General features: G+C 62.6%; 19 protein-coding genes. 9 read left to right on the forward strand and 10 right to left on the reverse strand.

Annotated features, from left to right (window positions below):
• Positions 1-71 precede the first annotated feature (71 nt).
• The 5 genes from E8L03_RS10085 (at position 72) to E8L03_RS10105 (ending at position 3,554) form a co-directional block, all read left to right on the forward strand.
• A complete protein-coding gene (locus E8L03_RS10085; protein WP_171267265.1) occupies positions 72-257 on the forward strand; it encodes a YgaP family membrane protein in 186 nt (61 codons plus the stop codon).
• A gap of 163 nt (positions 258-420) precedes the next feature.
• Positions 421-1,293, forward strand: coding sequence for an NAD(P)-dependent oxidoreductase (locus tag E8L03_RS10090; RefSeq protein WP_171267266.1), 873 nt, complete (start codon positions 421-423; stop codon positions 1,291-1,293).
• 513 nt (positions 1,294-1,806) lie between these two features.
• On the forward strand, positions 1,807-2,292 hold the full coding sequence (locus E8L03_RS10095) for a hypothetical protein (protein ID WP_144305935.1): 486 nt from the start codon (positions 1,807-1,809) through the stop codon (positions 2,290-2,292).
• An 87-nt stretch (positions 2,293-2,379) separates the two neighbouring features.
• On the forward strand, positions 2,380-2,766 hold the full coding sequence (locus E8L03_RS10100) for a hypothetical protein (RefSeq protein WP_144305936.1): 387 nt from the start codon (positions 2,380-2,382) through the stop codon (positions 2,764-2,766).
• Between the two features lie 287 nt (positions 2,767-3,053).
• Positions 3,054-3,554, forward strand: coding sequence for a hypothetical protein (locus E8L03_RS10105; protein WP_171267267.1), 501 nt, complete (start codon positions 3,054-3,056; stop codon positions 3,552-3,554).
• Between the two features lie 236 nt (positions 3,555-3,790).
• Here E8L03_RS10105 and E8L03_RS10110 read toward each other — a convergent pair whose 3' ends face one another.
• From E8L03_RS10110 to E8L03_RS10135, 6 genes are all read right to left on the reverse strand, one after another.
• Positions 3,791-4,519 (reverse strand): ABC transporter ATP-binding protein, encoded by a 729-nt coding sequence (locus tag E8L03_RS10110; RefSeq protein ID WP_144305938.1) that lies wholly within the window; start codon positions 4,517-4,519, stop codon positions 3,791-3,793.
• Positions 4,519-5,286, reverse strand: a complete 768-nt coding sequence (locus E8L03_RS10115) for an ABC transporter ATP-binding protein (RefSeq protein ID WP_171267268.1) — start codon at positions 5,284-5,286, stop codon at positions 4,519-4,521. The genes E8L03_RS10110 and E8L03_RS10115 overlap by 1 nt, the downstream gene beginning before the upstream one ends.
• Before the next feature lie 4 nt (positions 5,287-5,290).
• Positions 5,291-6,307, reverse strand: a complete 1,017-nt coding sequence (locus tag E8L03_RS10120; RefSeq protein WP_144305940.1) for a branched-chain amino acid ABC transporter permease — start codon at positions 6,305-6,307, stop codon at positions 5,291-5,293.
• A 14-nt stretch (positions 6,308-6,321) separates the two neighbouring features.
• Positions 6,322-7,233 (reverse strand): branched-chain amino acid ABC transporter permease, encoded by a 912-nt coding sequence (locus E8L03_RS10125; protein WP_144305941.1) that lies wholly within the window; start codon positions 7,231-7,233, stop codon positions 6,322-6,324.
• Between the two features lie 95 nt (positions 7,234-7,328).
• The gene (locus E8L03_RS10130; RefSeq protein ID WP_144305942.1) at positions 7,329-8,486 is read right to left on the reverse strand and encodes an ABC transporter substrate-binding protein; all 1,158 of its coding nucleotides are present in this window, start codon (positions 8,484-8,486) and stop codon (positions 7,329-7,331) included.
• Between the two features lie 153 nt (positions 8,487-8,639).
• Positions 8,640-9,146 carry a peptidylprolyl isomerase gene (locus tag E8L03_RS10135; protein ID WP_144305943.1) on the reverse strand — a complete coding sequence of 169 codons (507 nt, stop codon included), beginning with the start codon at positions 9,144-9,146 and terminating at the stop codon, positions 8,640-8,642.
• Positions 9,147-9,422: 276 nt separating this feature from the next.
• Here E8L03_RS10135 and E8L03_RS10140 point away from each other — a divergent pair, with 276 nt between their 5' ends.
• A complete protein-coding gene (locus tag E8L03_RS10140; RefSeq protein ID WP_144305944.1) occupies positions 9,423-9,692 on the forward strand; it encodes a hypothetical protein in 270 nt (89 codons plus the stop codon).
• Between the two features lie 29 nt (positions 9,693-9,721).
• Here E8L03_RS10140 and E8L03_RS10145 read toward each other — a convergent pair whose 3' ends face one another.
• Both E8L03_RS10145 and E8L03_RS10150 read right to left on the reverse strand, forming a co-directional pair.
• On the reverse strand, positions 9,722-10,333 hold the full coding sequence (locus E8L03_RS10145; protein ID WP_171267269.1) for a hypothetical protein: 612 nt from the start codon (positions 10,331-10,333) through the stop codon (positions 9,722-9,724).
• A gap of 259 nt (positions 10,334-10,592) precedes the next feature.
• On the reverse strand, positions 10,593-11,129 hold the full coding sequence (locus E8L03_RS10150; RefSeq protein WP_171267270.1) for a helix-turn-helix domain-containing protein: 537 nt from the start codon (positions 11,127-11,129) through the stop codon (positions 10,593-10,595).
• 135 nt (positions 11,130-11,264) lie between these two features.
• Here E8L03_RS10150 and E8L03_RS10155 point away from each other — a divergent pair, with 135 nt between their 5' ends.
• Positions 11,265-11,753, forward strand: a complete 489-nt coding sequence (locus E8L03_RS10155; protein WP_171267271.1) for a YbaK/EbsC family protein — start codon at positions 11,265-11,267, stop codon at positions 11,751-11,753.
• A gap of 63 nt (positions 11,754-11,816) precedes the next feature.
• Here the strand turns inward: E8L03_RS10155 and E8L03_RS10160 are convergent, their stop codons facing one another.
• On the reverse strand, positions 11,817-12,596 hold the full coding sequence (locus E8L03_RS10160; RefSeq protein ID WP_171267272.1) for a hypothetical protein: 780 nt from the start codon (positions 12,594-12,596) through the stop codon (positions 11,817-11,819).
• 214 nt (positions 12,597-12,810) lie between these two features.
• Here E8L03_RS10160 and E8L03_RS10165 point away from each other — a divergent pair, with 214 nt between their 5' ends.
• On the forward strand, positions 12,811-13,338 hold the full coding sequence (locus tag E8L03_RS10165) for a WbuC family cupin fold metalloprotein (RefSeq protein ID WP_171267273.1): 528 nt from the start codon (positions 12,811-12,813) through the stop codon (positions 13,336-13,338).
• A gap of 319 nt (positions 13,339-13,657) precedes the next feature.
• Positions 13,658-16,081, forward strand: a complete 2,424-nt coding sequence (locus tag E8L03_RS10170) for a methyl-accepting chemotaxis protein (RefSeq protein ID WP_171267274.1) — start codon at positions 13,658-13,660, stop codon at positions 16,079-16,081.
• 169 nt (positions 16,082-16,250) lie between these two features.
• Here E8L03_RS10170 and E8L03_RS10175 read toward each other — a convergent pair whose 3' ends face one another.
• Positions 16,251-17,471: an AlbA family DNA-binding domain-containing protein gene (locus E8L03_RS10175; protein ID WP_171267275.1), complete on the reverse strand. Its 1,221-nt coding sequence runs from the start codon at positions 17,469-17,471 to the stop codon at positions 16,251-16,253.
• Positions 17,472-17,552 lie beyond the last annotated feature (81 nt).

A 17,552-nucleotide genomic window follows, 5' to 3' on the forward strand; every position in this document is an offset into this window, starting at 1 on the left:
CAAGGGTTCCGAGCTCCGCGGACACCCATCCGCAGGCTCTTCGAGCAGCACAAACACATCAGGAGGACGTCATGCTCCACCGCATCCTGCGCGGCGTCGCCGGCTTTTTCGTACTCCTCAGCCTTGTTCTGGCGCAGACCCACTCCAAGTCCTGGCTCCTGTTCACGGCCTTTGTCGGCCTCAACCTCCTGCAATCCGCCTTTACCGACTGGTGCCCGCTCAAGAGGCTGCTGGAGCGGCTCGGCGTGCGCGGGTGAGCCTGTCCGGCTTCCAGACCCCGCTCGCGCTCGCCTCTGGTCGGAAATTATTCAGGCGCGGCCCTTCCACGGGCTGACCGCCTACCGCCTGCTGTGGTACGGTCATCCGTATGCATGCAGCGGCGACCACAGCCGCCGCAGGAATACCGAACAGGAGGACCAGATGCCAGAAGCAATCGGGTTCGTCGGAATGGGCATCATGGGCGTTCCCATGGCCCTGAACCTCGTGAAAGCCGGTTTCGACGTCACCGTCACCAACCGCACCATCGAAAAATGCAAGCCCCTGGCCGATGCCGGGGCCACAGTGGCCGAATCGCCGGAGGATATTTCCAAGCGAACGCCCATCATCGTCACCATGCTCACCGGCCCCCAGGCCGTGGACCAGGCCCTGTTCGGCGAGGACGGCGCCGCCGCCGGGCTGGGCAAGGGCAAGCTGGTGATCAACATGAGCAGCGTGCCGCCTTCATACAGCAAGGACCTTGCCCGCCGCGTGGGCAACTACGGGGCATCGTTCATCGACGCTCCGGTCTCCGGCTCCAAGAAACCGGCCGAGGACGGGACCCTGGTTATCCTGGCCGGCGGTGAGGCCGACCAGGTGGAGCGCGCCACGCCCTACTTCGAGGCCATGGGCAAGAAGACCATCCACTGCGGCCCGGCCGGAAGCGGCTCGCACATGAAGATGTCCATCAATCTCCTGCTGGGCTCCATGCTCTCCGGGCTGGCCGAGATGCTCGCCTTTGGCGAAAAGGGCGGCCTTTCCCGCGAGGTGATGCTCAACGTGGTGCTTGCCGGCCCGCTCTCCAACGAGCTCTTTGCCATGAAGCGCGATCTTCTGGCCTCCAACGAGTACACCCCGCAGTTTCCGGCAAAGCACATGGCCAAGGACCTCAAGTTCGCCCTCGACACGGCGCATGAGACCGGGGCCTGGGCCCCGGCCACCCACCTGGCGGCGCAGCTCTATCGCATGCTGGTGGCGGCCGATCGCGGCGACGAGGACTTTTCCGCCGTCTTCGACGTCCTGCGCGGCGCGCTGTAGCGCAGTTCATGCCTCCGGCGACCCAGTGTGGGTGACGCTGTCCCCCCACGCCCCTGCTCGGGGAACACTGTTCCCCGGGCCCCCTATTCTGGGTCTTGGGGGCAATGCGTCCTGGCAAGATCCCGATCGGAGCAGTAAACGAATCGACCATAAGGTAAGCCCCCAGGTCGGAGCACCTGTGAGGTCCATCTCTGCCGGCGCGCGATCATTCTTACCCGGCCCCGGTGAAATAACGGGCAGGATCGAGAGGTTCTCCGTGCGCCCCTCAAAAAAAATTGAATTCTCGTGTCAACCTGCACGTTCCATGTGCGTTCTCAAGTCACAAAGGATATGAACTAACCGCCGATCCTGGTCCGGGAGGACCATTGTGATTGTTGCGTAAAAGGGAACACCCAAGACTTGGCGAAGATTCGCGCAAGCTTGTACTCTCCCGAAAATTCTTTCATAACATACGCATGTATTTCCCGACCGCTTTGGTGCGGCCGGCCTAAACTTTTTCAAGGAGACCTCAACATGCAACGAATCCCGACCAAGCCGATCATTGTGCTCCTCATCCTGAGCATGCTCTCCATCCCCCTGCTCGGCTGCCAGACCCAGCGTTCGGCAGGCGCTGCTCTTGGCGGTGCGGCCGGCGCAGGCGTCGGCTACGCCGTGGCCGGCGGCGGTCCTGGCCAGCGTGCTGCCGGCGCGGCCATCGGCCTGGCCCTCGGTGCTCTGGCCGGCTACGCCATTGGTGATTACCTGGAAGCCCGTGACCAGGAGCAAGTCGCCTATACATTGGAGCAGCAGCCTTCCAATCAGCCCACAACCTGGGAAAACCCGGACACCGGCTACCAGTGGCAGGCAACGCCGTATGAAGCGTACCGCCGCGACGGCCGTATCTACCGCAAGGTCCGCATCGGCGTGGATAACAACAACGACGGCTACTACGACGAGTGGACAACGGCCACGGCCTACCGCCGCTCCGACGGTAGCTGGGAGATCGTCTCCTACGACTAGCAGCAGGACTTCGAACCGCTTGAACACGGGAGGGCGTCGCACGGCGCCCTCCTCCCCCCAGAATCATTGCGGAACCGGAGGAACATCATGCGCTTTCACCTCAAGACACTCACTCTTTTCGCAGCGCTCATGCTCGCGTTGCTGCTGACGGCCCCGGTCGCCTTTGCGCAGCCCAAGCATATGCCGCCCGGCCAGGCCAAGAAGATGATGCCCGGCCAGAAGGCGCCAGGGCCACCGCCCCACGCTCCTGCGCACGGCTACCGCCACAAGTACCGCTTCTATCCGGAGCAGAAGCTTTACTACGACATCGACGACGGCTGGTACTACCACTACGAGGGCGGCCAGTGGCGGCGCTTCGACAACAACCCGCTGCTCAACATACAGCTTGGACCGTTCTTCACCATCGATATGGATACGGACCTGCCCTACACGCACTACCAGGAGCACAGGACCCGCTACAAAGTCAGCCCCTGATCGCTTCCGGATGCACCCTCCGGCGGTGACTCGTCTTCACCGCCGGACGTTCTCTCAACAGTAGTGGAACACGGTTCCAGCACGGCAGCGCACGGTTTTTTTCAACACGAAAAACCGTGGAGGCTACCGTTGCGCCCTGCGCCCGCCAGCTTTGGCCCAGGCGCGCGCAGTACACGAACCTGTTCGGGTCCGGGGGATCGGTCCCCCGAACCGCCGCACGCAGTACGCACGTTCAACAGCCGGCACGAAGCTGACCCTTCTTCCCGGCACACGAGAGGGAGACTCATATGACCCAATCGAAACGACGTGGATGTATCACCTGTGTCCTGATGCTCCTCGCAGCAATCCTGCTGCTGACCGCTACGCCGTCGTACGCCGGGCATGGACGCCACGGCGGGCATGGCAATCGCCATAACCATCACGACTACCGTGGGCACCATGGCCGCGGACACCGCGGACCGCCGCCCAGGGTGATCCACAGGGATCACTACTACCCGCAGCCCGTGCCGGCCCCCGTCATGGTCCCGACCCCGGTGCCTGTCCCTGTTCCGGCGCCTGCCCCGGTTATCGTGCGACCCCACAGGTACCGCTTCTACCCCAAGCACAAGCTGTACTACGACGTCTCGCGCGACCGCTACTTCCACTACGAGGGTGGCGCATGGCGGCTGTTCACCAGCAACCCGCTGATCAACATCCAGCTCGGGCCGGCCTTCTCCTTCGAGATGAACTCCGACCGGCCCTACACCAGCTACTCCGAGCACGTGGAGATATACCGGACCTATCCGTAACCCGAACATGACCCTGCACTAACAAAGGCGGCGGCCTCCTTCGTGGAGGCCGCCGCCTTGATTGTGTGGCAGTGGAATGACTGGTGTCGAGGGGCGTTGCCCCTCGAACTCCCCACCAGGGAGCACTGCTCCCTGGACCCAAATATTGGGGTCCGGGGACCAGTGGTCCCCGGCAGGAGGCGCTGGGGGACAGAGTCCCCCGGCCCGCCGGAGGCTGATTGTTATAACTTTTTTTGCTAGCCGCCGAGGTAGGCTTTTTTGACCTCGGGGTCTTCCATGAGCGTTGCGGACGGGCCTTCGGCCACGATCTCGCCGGTATCAAGCACGTAGCCGCGGTGGGCGAACTGGAGGGCGACGCGGGCGTTCTGCTCCACGACGAGGATGGTCATGCCTTCCTCGTTGAGCTGCTTGAGGGTGCGAAACAGCTCGTACATGAGCAGCGGGGCCAGGCCCATGGAGGGTTCGTCCAGCAGGATGACGTCGCACTTGGACATGAGGGCGCGGCCCACGGCGAGCATCTGCTGCTCACCGCCGGAGAGGGACTCGCTCTGCTGGCGTTTGCGTTCGGCCAGTCTGGGAAAGAGCGAGAAGACCCGCTCGAAGTCCTTGTCTATGTTTTCCTGGCCATCGGTGCGCGCGGTGGTGGCGATCCAGAGGTTCTCGTACACGGAGAGGTTGCCGAAGATATGCCGGCCCTCGGGCACGAGGTTCATGTTCATCTTGCGCACCACGTCGTACGGCTCGGTGGTCAGGATGGACTGGCCGCGGAAGCGGATGTCGCCTTCCACCACCTTGGGCGCTTCCGGCGGAGGGAGGCGCATGATGGAGTGCAGCGTGGTGGTCTTGCCGGCGCCGTTGGCGCCGAGCAGCGCGACGATCTCGCCCTTGTCCACGGAAAAGGATATCCCGTGCAGCGCCTCGATGGTTCCGTAACGGACCTTGAGATTTTCGATTTCGAGCAGCATCAGATTGTGTCGTCTCCGAGGTACGCCCGGATGACCTCGGGGTTGTTCTGAATTTCCTTGGGGGATCCCTGGGCGATGGTCGCGCCGAAGTCGATGACCTGGATGTGCTGACACAGGGTCATGACGACCTGCATCTGGTGCTCGATCATCCAGATGGAAATGTCGAACTTCTCGAAGATCCAACGGATCAGGGAGATGAGCCCATCCAGGTCGGCCGTGTTCAGGCCGGCGGCAGGCTCGTCCAGCAACAGAAGCTTGGGCTTGGTGGACAAGGCCCGCGCTATCTCCACACGGCGGCGGAGGCCGTACGGCAGGTTCTTGGGAAACTCTTCGGCGTAGCGGGCGAGGTCCAGCGCTTCCAGAATCTCGAACGCCCAGTCGTCGATCTCCTGCGTGCGGCGGTTGTAGCGCGGCGAGCGGAGCACCGAGTCCAGGAAGCCGTAGCCCAGGTGGTAGTGCTGGGACACCCGGATGTTATCCAGCACGGTCATGTCGTGCCACAGACGGATGTTCTGAAACGTCCGGGCGACGCCCTTGCCCGTGACCTTGTGCGGCTTCTTGCCGGTGATCTTCTCGCCGGCAAAGTAGATGTCGCCCACCGTGGGCGTGTAGAAGCCGGAGACAAGGTTGAAGATGGTGGTCTTGCCGGCGCCGTTGGGGCCGATGAGGCCGCAGAGCTGCCGTTCCTCCAGGCGCACGCTGAAATCGGAGACCGCCGTGAGGCCGCCGAACCGTTGTGTCATGTTCTGTATTTCGAGCAGACTCATGGCATCACTTCTTGAACGCGGTGAATTTCTTGAGCCGCGGGAACACGTCCGTCAGCTCGCGGTTGCCCATGATACCCTCGGGCCGCATGTGCATGAGCAGCACCAGCATGAGGGGGATGACCACCCACTTGATAATTTGCAGCGGCCGCAACGCCTCCAGCAGCAGGGTGAAGAGGATGGCGCTCATCACCGAGCCGGAGAGGGAGCCCATGCCGCCCAGGTAGACCATGACCATGACCTCGGTGGACTTGAGGATGGTGAACGAGCCCGGGTTCACGTAGCCCAGCACGTGGGCGAAGAGCCCGCCGGCCAGTCCGGCCAGTCCGGAGGAGAGCATGAACGCGACGATCTTCATCTTGTTCGTGTTCACGCTCATGATCTCGGCCGCGATCTCGTCCTGGCAGATGGCGATGATGCCCTTGCCATAGGTAGAGGAGATGAATCGCCGGATGATCCAGATGGTGAAGATGGTGCCCACGAACACCCAGATCACCATCCACGGCAGGTCGATTGTCTTCTCCATGGCCTTGGTCACCCGGCTCATGCCCATGAACCCGCGCGCGCCGCCGATGGTGTCGATATTCTCGATGGTGGACTTGACGATGTAGTTGGCCGCGATGGTGATGATGGCCAGGTAGTCGCCGCGTGTCTTGAAGGACGGGATGGCCACGATGAGGCCGGTGACAGCCGCCACAAGCGCGCCCACCAGCAGTATGACCGGGAACAGGGGCAGCGCCAGGTCCGGGCTGAGCAGCGCCGCGCCAAAGACCTTGTCCTTGGCGAACAGCAGCACAGACAGCAGCGAGGAGACGTACGCACCCACGGCCATGAAGCCGGCGTGGCCGCACGCGAACTCACCCATGCTGCCGTTGATGATGTTCAGGCTGGCGGCGAGAATGACGTTGATGCCCATGAACATGAACACCGACTGCCAGTAGAGGTTCATCGCGCCCGTGGCTGCGGTGATCACGAAAAAGCCGAACAATGCGCCGACAAGAATGGGGACAGCTAACTTTTGCATCGCTCCTGCCCCCTCTAGATCTTCTGGAAACGGGCCACGCCGAAAAGCCCCGTGGGTTTGTAGGTGAGAATGACCAGCAGGATGGTGAAGGCGATGAGGTCACGGTACGTGGACGGGAAGAACGCCACGACCATGATCTCCACGAAGCCCAGCAGGAACCCGCCGGCAAATGCGCCGCGCACGGAGCCGATGCCGCCCACCACCGCCGCGATAAAGGCCTTCCAGCCGATGAGCGCGCCCATGTAGGGGTCCAGCACCGGGTAGCTCATGGCGAACATCAGGCCGGCCAGGCCGGCAAAGGACGAGCCCAGGACGAAGGTGAACACCACCACCTTGTCCGGCGCGATGCCCATGAGCGGGATGGCGAACTTGTCGTAGGAGATGGCGCGCATGGCCATGCCCATCTTGGTTCTGGAGACCACCGTCTCCAGGAAGACAAAGGCCAGGATCGCCACCAGGATGACCGCGATCTTGAGGTTGGTCACGGCCACGCCGCCTATATTGTAGACGTGCGTCTCCACCAGCGTGGGGAAGAGCCGGCGGCTGGCGCCCAGCAGGGCCAGGTTGCCGTTCTCCAGGATCAGACCGCACATCAGGGCGGTGATGACCACGTAGAGACGGTGCGCGCCCTTGCGCCGCAAAGGCCGGTAGGCTACGCGCTCCAGCGTGACGCCCACCAGCGCCGTCAGCGCCATGGTCAGCGGTACGCACAGCACGATGACCGCCCACCCCGGCAGCCCCACGGCGGCGAGGAAAAATGTCGCAACGAAAAAGGCGATGTACGCGCCCACCATGAAGATATCGCCATGGGCGAAGTTGATGAGCAGGAGCACGCCGTAGACGAGACAGTAGCCCAACGCGATGAGCGAGTAGAAGCTGCCCCACTGCAGCGCGTTGAGAATGTTCTGAATAATCGGGCCGAGCACGGATCAAACCCCGGTGCGCATAGGATTCTGGTCAGAGTGCAAAGGCGAGGCCGGAACGCGGAACGTCCCGGCCTCGCGGCTTCATCCAATTGTATCTACGGACAAACCTGCTTGTAGAAGCTGAACTCGCCCGCGTCGTTGATCTTCACGACCACGGCGCACTTGATGGGGTCGCCTTCAGGAGTGAAGGTCATGTTGCCGGTGATGCCCTTGAAGTCCTTGATGGTGCCAAGCGCATCCTTGACCTTGATGCGGTCCTCGTCGATGTCGCCGGTCAGGCCGCCGGTGGCCTGGATGGCTTCGAGCATCAGGTTGGTGGAGTCCCAGGTCAGAGCGGCCACGTCGTCGGGAGTCTTGTCGTAGATGGCCTTGTAGTCCTCGATGAACTCCTTGGTGGCGCCCTGAGCGCCGGCAGCGGCGTAGTGGGTAGAGAAGAAGTAACCCTTGCAGTCGTCGCCGCACAGGCTCATCAGGTCACCGCCGGCCCAGGCGTCGCCGCCGATGATCGGCTTGTCCCAACCCAGGCTCTGGGCCTGCTTCACGATCAGCGGAACCTCGTTGTAGTACTGGGGCACAAAGAGGATCTCGGCGTCGGAGTTGACGATATTGGTCAACTGGGCGCTGAAGTCCACGTCCTTGGTGGTGAAGGTCTCGAAGGCAACCACAGAGCCGGCGCCGTGCTTCTTCTCCCAGGCTTCCTTGAACACCTCGGCCAGGCCCTTGGGATAGTCGCTGGCGATGTCATACAGCACGGCGGCCTTGGTGGCGCCGAACTCGTCGCTGGCGAAGTTCACGACCACAGGACCCTGGAAGGGGTCGAGGAAGCAGCCGCGGAAGACGAAGGGACGGTCCTTGGTGGTGTCGGGGTTGGTGGACCAGGGGGAAATCATCGGGGTTTCCAGGTCGTTGGCGGCCTCGCCGGCAGGCACGGCCTGCTTGGAGGATTGCGGTCCGATGATGCCCAGGACGTCGTCCTGGGTGACGAGCTTGCGAGCAGCGGAGAGCGCAGACTCGGCCTTGGATTCGTTATCCTCGTACACGAACTCGAGGGTGTACTTCGTGCCGCCGACATCGATGCCGCCGGCGTCGTTGATCTGCTTCAGCAACATCTCGGCGGCGTTCTTGGAGGACTCGCCGACGTCCGGAATGTCACCGGTCAAAGGGATGTTGAATCCGATCTTGATGCTCTCAGCGTGCGCCACGCTGGAAAACACCAGGACACTGGCCAGGAGCGCGAACAGAATTTTCTTCATGCCTTTCTCCTCAAGATGAAGTTCCCTTACTGATATGCCCGTCACCAGGGCGACACATTATGCGCCAATCAGAAGTCTGCGTGATAACGCATTTTTCACAAGAAGAAAACACCTGAAGTTACAATATTGAAAAGATCACATGATTGCAGGCGATTATTCGCAGTCCTCGCCTGTCACCTCGGCCTTCTCAATCACTACCGGAGAGGTGGGCACATCCTCATGAAATCCCTTGCGGCCTGTGGGCACCTCTTTGATCTCATCGACCACGTCCTGGCCTTCCACGACCTTGCCGAACACGGCGTAGCCCCAGCCCTGCGGCGTCTTGTTGCGGTGGTTCAGGAAGTTGTTGTCCGCGACGTTGATGAAGAACTGCGCCGTGGCGGAGTGCGGGTCCTGCGTGCGCGCCATGGCCACGGTGTACGCCTCGTTCTGCAGACCGTTGTCGGCCTCGTTCTCGATGGGCTCGTTGGTGGGGCGCTCCTGCATTTCGGCGTCCATGCCGCCGCCCTGGATCATGAAGCCGTTGATGACGCGGTGAAATATGGTGCCGTCGTAATGTCCGCTGCGGACGTACTCCAGGAAGTTGGCGCTGGTGACCGGAGCCTTCTCCTGGTTCAATTCGATGACGATATCGCCCTTGCTCGTATGTAAAGTGACCATGCAGTCGCTCCTTTGCGCTGCCGCGCCGTCGGCCGTCGTCAACAGAAAAAATGCCGCCAGTACCGGCCAGATGTACCGGACGACAAGAGAATTGACCTCGTGATGGAAGTTTCTCATGATGCAAGCCTCTTGCTGCTGATTCTACAGGTGTACCGCGGCCTTACTCGCATGTTTCAGGCCCACTGTCGAGCCTTTGGCCGTTTACCTTCCGACCGATCCGCGGTAGGATTTATATAAGTTCAGTTCTAAGCACAAACAAACCTTACCAAAACACTCATGTTTACGCTCAACGGCGTCGCCATAGACACATCCACCATGGCCTACACGGCTCCGGCCGCGCGGGAGGTCTACACTGCGCCGGCGGCACGGATCACCTTCACGGCGCCGGCCGCACGGGAAGTCTACACGGCCCCTGCCGCGCGCGAGATCTACGCCCACCCTGCCGGCTCCACCGTGGTGGAAGGCGGCGGCATCCTTATAACCCAGCCCGCCACGAACATGAACTTCGACGTACTCGCCGGCCGCATCGTTGACGCGCGGGCTTAACGCTCGCCACGTCTGTCCCCGATACGCCATCACTGCACCGCGGCGGCGCAACGCGCCACGCAGCCGCGCACCATCTCGGAGTAATCGCTCTCGCCGTGCTGCTCGTTGCATGCATCTTCGCAGGCTTCCAGCGTTTTCTGGGTGATATCGGCTGCAATGACCAGCGAGTAGACGCCGGCCTCCTGCATGTGCTCCGGCGCATACTCCAGCATGAACCGCCGGATGGCCGCGGACTCGCCGTGCAGCGTATGGAAGTCGTGCTCCTCGTCGTGCTCCACATCCACGCCGTACTGCTTCTGCGCGGCCGGGTCCACGTCGCCCGAGAGATCGAACATGATGAAGCGGCGGCCTTCTTCCACGGCCGTCCAGAACAGCATATAGTCGTTCCCAGACTTGATCTGCACGAGCCGCCGTCCATTAATCTCCTTGGACAGGACATGCTCGCCGTCAAAGACGTGGAGCATGGCGCTCTCATCCCAGCCCACGGCCACGGCATCCTCGCATGACTCGCAGAGATACACGCCCGGCGTGACAATGCGGCCGCGCTGGGCTTCGGATTCCTCGAAGATGGGCGCGTCGCTCTGCACGCAGCCTGCCGCCAGCATCACGAGAACGATGAGGTACGGCAACGGGTTCCGCATGGGTATCCTCCACTATATGGGCTCGCGTAGCTCGTGCTGTCCCGCTTTCAGGAACGCCGGAAAGGCCGCCGGGTGCTCGGCCCTGTGTCGGGTTTATCGGGAAGCCCCAGCACATGCCCGCCTCCAGACGCGCCGGCCCGCTCAAAGCCAGCGCTTCGGCTGCTCTGCCGGGCGGATCAGGACACCAGCCCAAAGGCACCGGTCGTCAACACCCGCCGATGATGCGTCGGTTTTACCCTTTATGCACAAAGAGCCGGGGTCATGTATAGCAAATGATGTTCTCGAAGACGGCCGTTTCGGTGACGGCCCGGTAGGCGTGGGGGACATCGGCGTGGAAGCGGATGGGCGAGTCCGGCGTGGCCGTGCGCCAGCTGTCCTCGTACCATACGTCTATGATACCGCTTATTGGAACGACATGCTCGACAACCCCTATCTGATGAGCCAAAGAACGCTGAAGGTGGTGGTTTTTCAACGTCACCCGCAGCATCTCCATCCGCGTGACCGGGTTATACGGAAAGACGAGCACCACGCGCATATCGGGATCGTGGGGGAAAAGCGGTCTGTCCGGTTGGGCCGGCGAGGGCTCCGGAAAGAACGAGGAGAAGGAGATACCCAGGCCCCGCGCGATCTTCCACAGGGTTGCGATGGTCGGTGCAGACTCCCGCCGCTCGATCTGCCCGAGCATGGCCTTGGAAACGCCGGTGGCAGCAGCAGCCGCGTCCAGGCTCATTCCAGAACGCGTGCGGTGCGCTCGCAGCCTGTTGGCTACGGACTCCTTGATGATATCGGAGGACACGGATTACCCCTTGTGCGTTATAACGCACGGTGCTACGAGTGCCCATGTGCGTTATAACGTACGGTACCAGGACCGCCGCAGTGATGCAATCAACAAACCGTGCATAATTACACGGAATCGACCAGGAGAATCGCCATGGCAGAGGAGTTGAGCAGGAGCGCACAGAAGGTGCAGGAGTATCTATCGAAGTTCGACAGCTCCCTTGAGGTCATGGAGCTGGCCGGCTCCACACGCACAGCCCAGGACGCCGCAGACAGCGTGGGCTGCAGTGTTGCGCAGATAGCCAAGTCACTGGTCTTTCAGGATAAGAATTCCGATGAGCTGGTGTTGGTCATCGCTTCGGGCATCAACCGCGTGGACACGAAGAAGATCGCCAAGACCACCGGCAGCAACCTGAAGCAGGCCAAGGCCGATCTCGTCAAGGAGAAGACAGGCTTCGCCATCGGCGGCATTCCGCCGGTTGGCCATGCCGAGCCGCTGAAGACCGTGCTCGACGAGGACCTCCAGCACTACGAGACGATCTGGGCCGCGGCCGGAACGCCCTTCGCCGTGGTCAAGCTCACACCGGAGCTGCTGTGGAGCCTGACTGGCGGAACGTGGCTGGACGTCCGGCAGGAGCGGTAACCGCACTACAACCGCCCCATCACGCCCCGTGCTCGCCCCCCCTGAAGCAGCCGGCCCCCTCCTCTACTCCTGCCCGGCCCGCGTCTGGTTCCCGGCCTTCGGCGCCGGCTCCACCGTAAACTTCTGCACGCCGCACGGCTCCGGCGTCAGCGGCGGCAGCAGCTCCGCATCCGGCGCCTTGCGCAGCGCGGTGAGCAAGGCCTCGGTGCGCTTGGTCTGCGCCGCCAGACCGGACCACGGGGCATCGACCCCCGCCAGCGCGCTGGCCTGCATGGACAAATCCTCCGGCGACGCCGCCGTGTACCAGGCCACGGCTGCCATGGGTAAGTCGCCCTGCCCGGCCAGTTTTTTCAGCCGCGGGATCAGGGTTGATTGCTGCCAGGCTGCGTCCAGGGGAAGCCCCCGCCGCGCCAGGACAAACGTCTGGTAGGACGTTGCCGCGTCGAACACCGGGGGCGCGGGCCAGCCCGCCTCGCCCAGTGCCGCGCTTTCGGCCAGAATGCGCTTCAGCAATGTATAATGATCGCGGTCCAACCGCTGGAGATAGCCCATGTCCTCGTCCCCGGCCGGACGCGGATTGATGAAGAACTGCACAAATGTTGCGAACACGTCCGGCTCCCAGGATGAGTCCAAAGCGTGGAACAGGGCGTCGCGCGCCGTGTCGTCCACCTGCGCCATATGCGCGATGGCCGAGCGCACCCACTCGGGATCGTTCAGCATTTCCGGCTGGGCCTGGAACTCCGCATCCATCGCGTCAATGGCGGCGACCATCGTGTGCAGCGTGTCCTGGGCCTCGCAGAGCTGCTGCTCCTGCAGAAACTGCTCGCCGGGCAGGCCGGCCATGGCCGGAGCGGTGCCCAAAACAGCGGTAATTATAACAAATCCACAACAAATACGGCATAATACACACATGAAAGCTCCAAGGGATATGGGTGCGAAAAGGGATTCCACTACCTAAGACGACGCCCGGAAAATCGCAAGACTCGCCTTGTCCGGGCCGCGGCTTTGTGGAAGCATTGCTGATCGGAATCCTGTTCCTTCATCAACTGGAGAACGCATGACCGCACGACGCATCAACCCGTACGCGACCATATCTGACCATGAACGCTGGACCAGCGTGGACCCGGCGCTGATGGCCGCCAAGGCGGCAGCCGCCGCAGCTAACCCACGCCGCCGCGAGATCCATGTGCTCCACGCCGGGGACGACGACCCGCTGCAGCGCATGCTCAACGCCATGCAGCCTGGAACGTACATCCGGCCGCACCGCCATCTGCATCCGGCCAAGTCCGAGACCTTCATCGTGCTCACCGGCCGGGCCGGGTTCGTACTCTGGGAGGACGATACGCCGGACCTGAACAGCGCCGGTTACGTGCTGCTCGGTCGCGACCACGGCTCATACGTCGTGGATATCCGGCCTGGCGTCTGGCACGGCCTTGTCTGCCTGGCGCCGGATACCGTGCTCTTCGAGGTCAAAAACGGCCCGTACGCGCCCCACTCGGACAAGGACTTCGCGCCCTGGGCCCCAGAGCCAAACACGCCCGAGGCGGTGGCTTATGTGAAGGAGCTGGAGCAGCGGTTTTTGTGAGCCCGATCCGATCCTGAGCAACGTAACGCGCCTGTACCCCTTCGTGTAGAGGACTCTTCCCCCTGTCATCACGCCTCTAAATATCTAACGTCTGAAATCCCATCTGATCTCTATACAAACACTCCGAGCTATCGGGCAAGCGATGCCTGTTCCGAAGATCACAGCAGTCGTAATTCGCAGGTCGGCCAGCAATTCCCCGCGCCAACATTCCGTATTTCTTTGTGTTTTTTCGACACAGTTCCGTAACTGAATCATCGCCCACGCGTCACAGCATAAAGGCAGTATGGCACGCCGTATTGCTAATCCCTTTGGAGATACCATGCTGCGACCCGCACAGATTGCCTTCCACAACAAGCTGCTCCTCGGCACCATCGCGTCCGTAACCCTGGCCATCGCCTGCCTCACCGCGGCAAACCTCTTCCAGGTGGATCGCTCCCTGAAGAGCCTGGGTCGGACCTCCATCAAGTCCTTTGCCGACAGCGTGAGCGCCATGATGGACATGCAGACCATGCTCCTGCGAGACAAGGCCAAGGCCGACCTCGCGTTCATGGCCAAGACCATCTACTCCATGGGCTTTCCCGCGCTGAACCAGATGACCACGGTCGACATGAGTGTGGCCGACCAGGACAGCGACGCGTCCGACAGTGTCACCATGCCCGCGCTGGAGATCTCCGGTACGCTGGTCACCGGCAACGCCACCATGGCCGACCTCATCAAGAACAAGATGGCCAGCGAGGCGACCTTTTTCCAGTTCGACAACGACCGCCTCGTACGCGTCTCCACCTCCATCCCCAACAAGGACGGCAGCGACGCCGCGGGCAGCGCCATTCCCGCGGACGATCCCATCGCCAAGGCCCTGCTCGCCGGCGAGACGTACTCCGGCATAGTCCAGGAGCCGGACGGCTGGTACCAGTCCGCCTACATGCCACTCAAGGATTTCTCGGAGCGAATCATCGGGGCCATCGCCGTGGGCCGGGAGGTGGTCACGCCCGAGTTCCGGCGCATCATCGCCGCGCAGAAGATCGGCGGCAAAGGGCACGGCTTCATCTTCACCGAGGACGGGGCGCTGGTCAGCCATCCCACGCGCCAGGGCCAGAACCTGGCCGACGAGCCGTACTGGAAGGAGTTCCAGGCCACCAGGGACGGGCTTGTGGAGTTCGAGCAGGACGGCGTGCCCATGGCCGCCTACCTTAAATACTTCGAACCCTGGCGCATGACCTACGCCTTTGCCATGCCCATTTCCGACATGGCCCACGGCCTGGACGAGAAGCTGACGCTCATCGGCTCGGTGCTCGCCGTGGTAGCCATCGTGCTGGTCGTTGTGGTCATCCTGCTTGTGGTGCGCATAGCCACCCGGCCGCTGCGCGAGCTTTCCGACTACACCAAGGCCGTGTCTGACGGGCACTACGACGCCGAAATCGAGTACGAAGCAAACGACGTCATCGCCCGGACCATCTCCTCTACCCAGGACATGGTAAGTGACCTGAAGGCCAAGCTGGGCTTTGCTCAGGGCGTGCTGGGCGGCGTCACGCTGCCGGCCGCCGTTGTGGACAAGGACGGCGCCGTCACCTGGGCCAACCGCCAGATGCTCGATATGCTCAAAAAAAGCGGCAATCCCGAGGATTACGCCGGACAATCATTCGGCGATATGGTCTTTGGCGACGGCTCGCGCCGAACGCTCTCCCACCGCGCCATGGACGAAGGCCGCCAGATGCACGATGTGATGGAGCTGGACCTGCCAGCCCTGGGCATGCGCACCGTGGATGTGACCACCACGCCCTTCCGCGATATGGACGGCAACCTGCTCGGCACGCTCACTGTCTGGTACGACCTCACGGACATCACGCAGCAGCGCCTGCGCATCGAGGAGCAGAACAAGACCATTGCCGAAGCGGCCAAGCGCGCCGACGGCATTGCCGAGGAATTGAACCAGGCGGCCATGACCCTTTCCTCCCGCGCGGAGGTGGCCAGAAACGGAGCCGACCGCCAGCGCTCCAGGTCCAGTGAGAACTCCCTGTCCATGGAGCGCATGAACGAGTCCGTGGTGCTCATCGCGCAGTCCGCCTCCAACGCCTCGCTCACGGCCGAGGACGCCAAATCACACGCGCAGAACGGCGCCAATCTCGTGTCCCGCGTGGCCGAGGTGTTCCAGACGCTCAAGGCGCACTCCGGCGAGCTGGAGCAGAGCCACACCGAGCTTTCCACCCTGGCGCACAATGTGGGCTCCATCATTTCGGTAATCCAGGACATCGCGGACCAGACCAACCTGCTGGCCTTGAACGCGGCCATCGAGGCGGCTCGGGCCGGCGAGGCAGGCCGAGGATTCGCCGTTGTTGCGGACGAAGTGCGCAAGCTGGCCGAAAAGACCATGAACGCCACAAGCGACGTGGGCCGCGTGATCACTGACATCCAGAACGGGACAAAGCGCAACTCGGAGGCGACCGAGGTGGCCATCAACTCGGTGGTGGAGTCCGGCTCCCTGGTGGACGAGTCCCGCTCCTCCCTGGAGGCCATCGTGGCCATGAGCGAGGAGACGGCCGGGCAGATCCAGGCCATCGCCACTACGGCCGAGGAGCAGTCCTCTGTGTCCGACGCCGTGAACCAGGCCACCAGCGAGATCGAAACCATTTCCGCGGACGTGGCCAACGCCATGGACGAGTCCACCCAGGCCATTCAGGAGCTGACTGACCTGTCCGGACAGCTCAAGACGCTCATCGCGACCATGCGCGGGCAGGCGGCCTGAGATCGCAGCAGTCGCACTCTCTGTCTCAATTATTAGACAGCTACGCGCTTGCGAGCCACCACCGATTGTTGGCCGGACCCATGCCATCTGTCCAATATTCTGGACACAGCGTCGTGAAGAATTTTGAGTCAGGGAATGGAGCCGGAAGCGGCAACGCCTTGACCGCGCCCTACTCCTTGAAGCGCAGCCTGGTGTACTCCAGCACTTCGCGCACGCCGAGCTGCCGGCTGGAGGCGCCTACGCGAACCCAGAACTCCTGCCCGCCCTTCTTGGCCTCCAGAAAGACAGGTCGCGGGCTTTCTGAGCACGTGACGCAGCAAATGGTGCGGCCGTTCAGCCGCTCGAACCGGCTGGCCACGAACGGGCAGGCGCAGCCGCCCAGAGACGATTCCATGGACTGCCAGAGATGCAGGCCAAAACGGTCGTCATTGGGAAAGCCGTCCGTCTCGATGCCTTCGATGGAACCGTCGTCGCGCACGCCCACCAGCAGCGTGCCGCCGGAGGAGTTGAGGAACGCGGCGATTGTCTTCAGGCTTGCGTGGGTAATGCTCGGGTCGCTCTTCTGGGTATGCAGGTTGAGCCGCAGCGTGGACTTGAACTCCACATGATGGCTCTCGCCGCGGGCGATGATCTCCGGAGCCCTCGGCCCCAGCGCTTCTCCACCGGACACGGCCATGCAGACATCCACATACTCCACCACCACGCGCGCCTCGTCCCGCAGTGCGCGGAAGCGCTGTGACGCCGATGCTGCATCGTGGCGGAACCACTCGATATTCATGATGGCGTTGGCGTACTCGGAGGGTCCCAGCCGTCCAGCCAGCAGCAAAAACGGCAGCAGTCCGCCGGCCTGGTGCCGCTCCGCCAGTACGAGAATGCCGGCGCGGCGGTACGGCGCCATGTCGCGGAAGGTCTGCAGCAGCAGCGCGCTGAACATGGCAAAATCGCTGAGCGCGGTCTGGTCGCCATGCTCCATCAGGTAGCTGGTAGCCTTGCCCAGGGCCTCGCTCAAGCCGCCGTACAGAAAGAACAGCGGCGGCATGTCCGGGTCCACGTTTTCCAGCGCGATATCCACAGGCGCGCACTGCGCCCCAAGCTCCGGAAAGCGCCTGGCGGCCACGGGGTCTGTCTGCAGGGCGGACACGAACCGCTCTTCGGCGGCGGCCGGCTCCCCTTCCACCACGTCGTGCTCGCAGGCAAACACATCCAGGGCGGTCAGGCTACCCGGTTCGGCCACGGTCAGGTCGCGGACAATGTGCTCCAGCAGGCGGAGCTTGGGCGAGGCCACAGGCGCTCCGCCAGGGGTGACAAGCACGGCGCCGTCGCCATACACGGCGTAGTCCAGGTCGCGTTTAACGACGTCGATGGAGGCGTTGCGTTCTATGGGCGTCATGAAAACCATCCGGCGAGAGGCCATCTCTGAAATAGAAGTTTAGGTTTGTAGCAAAAGAAGACGAGTTCCGCGCGGAAGGAG

Origin of the sequence: Oceanidesulfovibrio marinus (assembly GCF_013085545.1) — a bacterium.
Taxonomy (GTDB): domain Bacteria; phylum Desulfobacterota; class Desulfovibrionia; order Desulfovibrionales; family Desulfovibrionaceae; genus Oceanidesulfovibrio; species Oceanidesulfovibrio marinus.

Excerpts from the sequence above, each read along its gene's own strand:
- E8L03_RS10085 (WP_171267265.1), top strand. The coding sequence starts at position 72 with ATGCTCCACCGCATCCTGCGCGGCGTCGCCGGCTTTTTCGTACTCCTC.
- E8L03_RS10090 (WP_171267266.1), top strand. The coding sequence starts at position 421 with ATGCCAGAAGCAATCGGGTTCGTCGGAATGGGCATCATGGGCGTTCCC.
- E8L03_RS10095 (WP_144305935.1), top strand. The coding sequence starts at position 1,807 with ATGCAACGAATCCCGACCAAGCCGATCATTGTGCTCCTCATCCTGAGC.
- E8L03_RS10100 (WP_144305936.1), top strand. The coding sequence starts at position 2,380 with ATGCGCTTTCACCTCAAGACACTCACTCTTTTCGCAGCGCTCATGCTC.
- E8L03_RS10105 (WP_171267267.1), top strand. The coding sequence starts at position 3,054 with ATGACCCAATCGAAACGACGTGGATGTATCACCTGTGTCCTGATGCTC.
- E8L03_RS10110 (WP_144305938.1), bottom strand. The coding sequence starts at position 4,519 with ATGCTGCTCGAAATCGAAAATCTCAAGGTCCGTTACGGAACCATCGAG.
- E8L03_RS10115 (WP_171267268.1), bottom strand. The coding sequence starts at position 5,286 with ATGAGTCTGCTCGAAATACAGAACATGACACAACGGTTCGGCGGCCTC.
- E8L03_RS10120 (WP_144305940.1), bottom strand. The coding sequence starts at position 6,307 with ATGCAAAAGTTAGCTGTCCCCATTCTTGTCGGCGCATTGTTCGGCTTT.
- E8L03_RS10130 (WP_144305942.1), bottom strand. The coding sequence starts at position 8,486 with ATGAAGAAAATTCTGTTCGCGCTCCTGGCCAGTGTCCTGGTGTTTTCC.
- E8L03_RS10135 (WP_144305943.1), bottom strand. The coding sequence starts at position 9,146 with ATGGTCACTTTACATACGAGCAAGGGCGATATCGTCATCGAATTGAAC.
- E8L03_RS10140 (WP_144305944.1), top strand. The coding sequence starts at position 9,423 with ATGTTTACGCTCAACGGCGTCGCCATAGACACATCCACCATGGCCTAC.
- E8L03_RS10145 (WP_171267269.1), bottom strand. The coding sequence starts at position 10,333 with ATGCGGAACCCGTTGCCGTACCTCATCGTTCTCGTGATGCTGGCGGCA.
- E8L03_RS10155 (WP_171267271.1), top strand. The coding sequence starts at position 11,265 with ATGGCAGAGGAGTTGAGCAGGAGCGCACAGAAGGTGCAGGAGTATCTA.
- E8L03_RS10160 (WP_171267272.1), bottom strand. The coding sequence starts at position 12,596 with ATGGCCGGCCTGCCCGGCGAGCAGTTTCTGCAGGAGCAGCAGCTCTGC.
- E8L03_RS10165 (WP_171267273.1), top strand. The coding sequence starts at position 12,811 with ATGACCGCACGACGCATCAACCCGTACGCGACCATATCTGACCATGAA.
- E8L03_RS10170 (WP_171267274.1), top strand. The coding sequence starts at position 13,658 with ATGCTGCGACCCGCACAGATTGCCTTCCACAACAAGCTGCTCCTCGGC.
- E8L03_RS10175 (WP_171267275.1), bottom strand. The coding sequence starts at position 17,471 with ATGACGCCCATAGAACGCAACGCCTCCATCGACGTCGTTAAACGCGAC.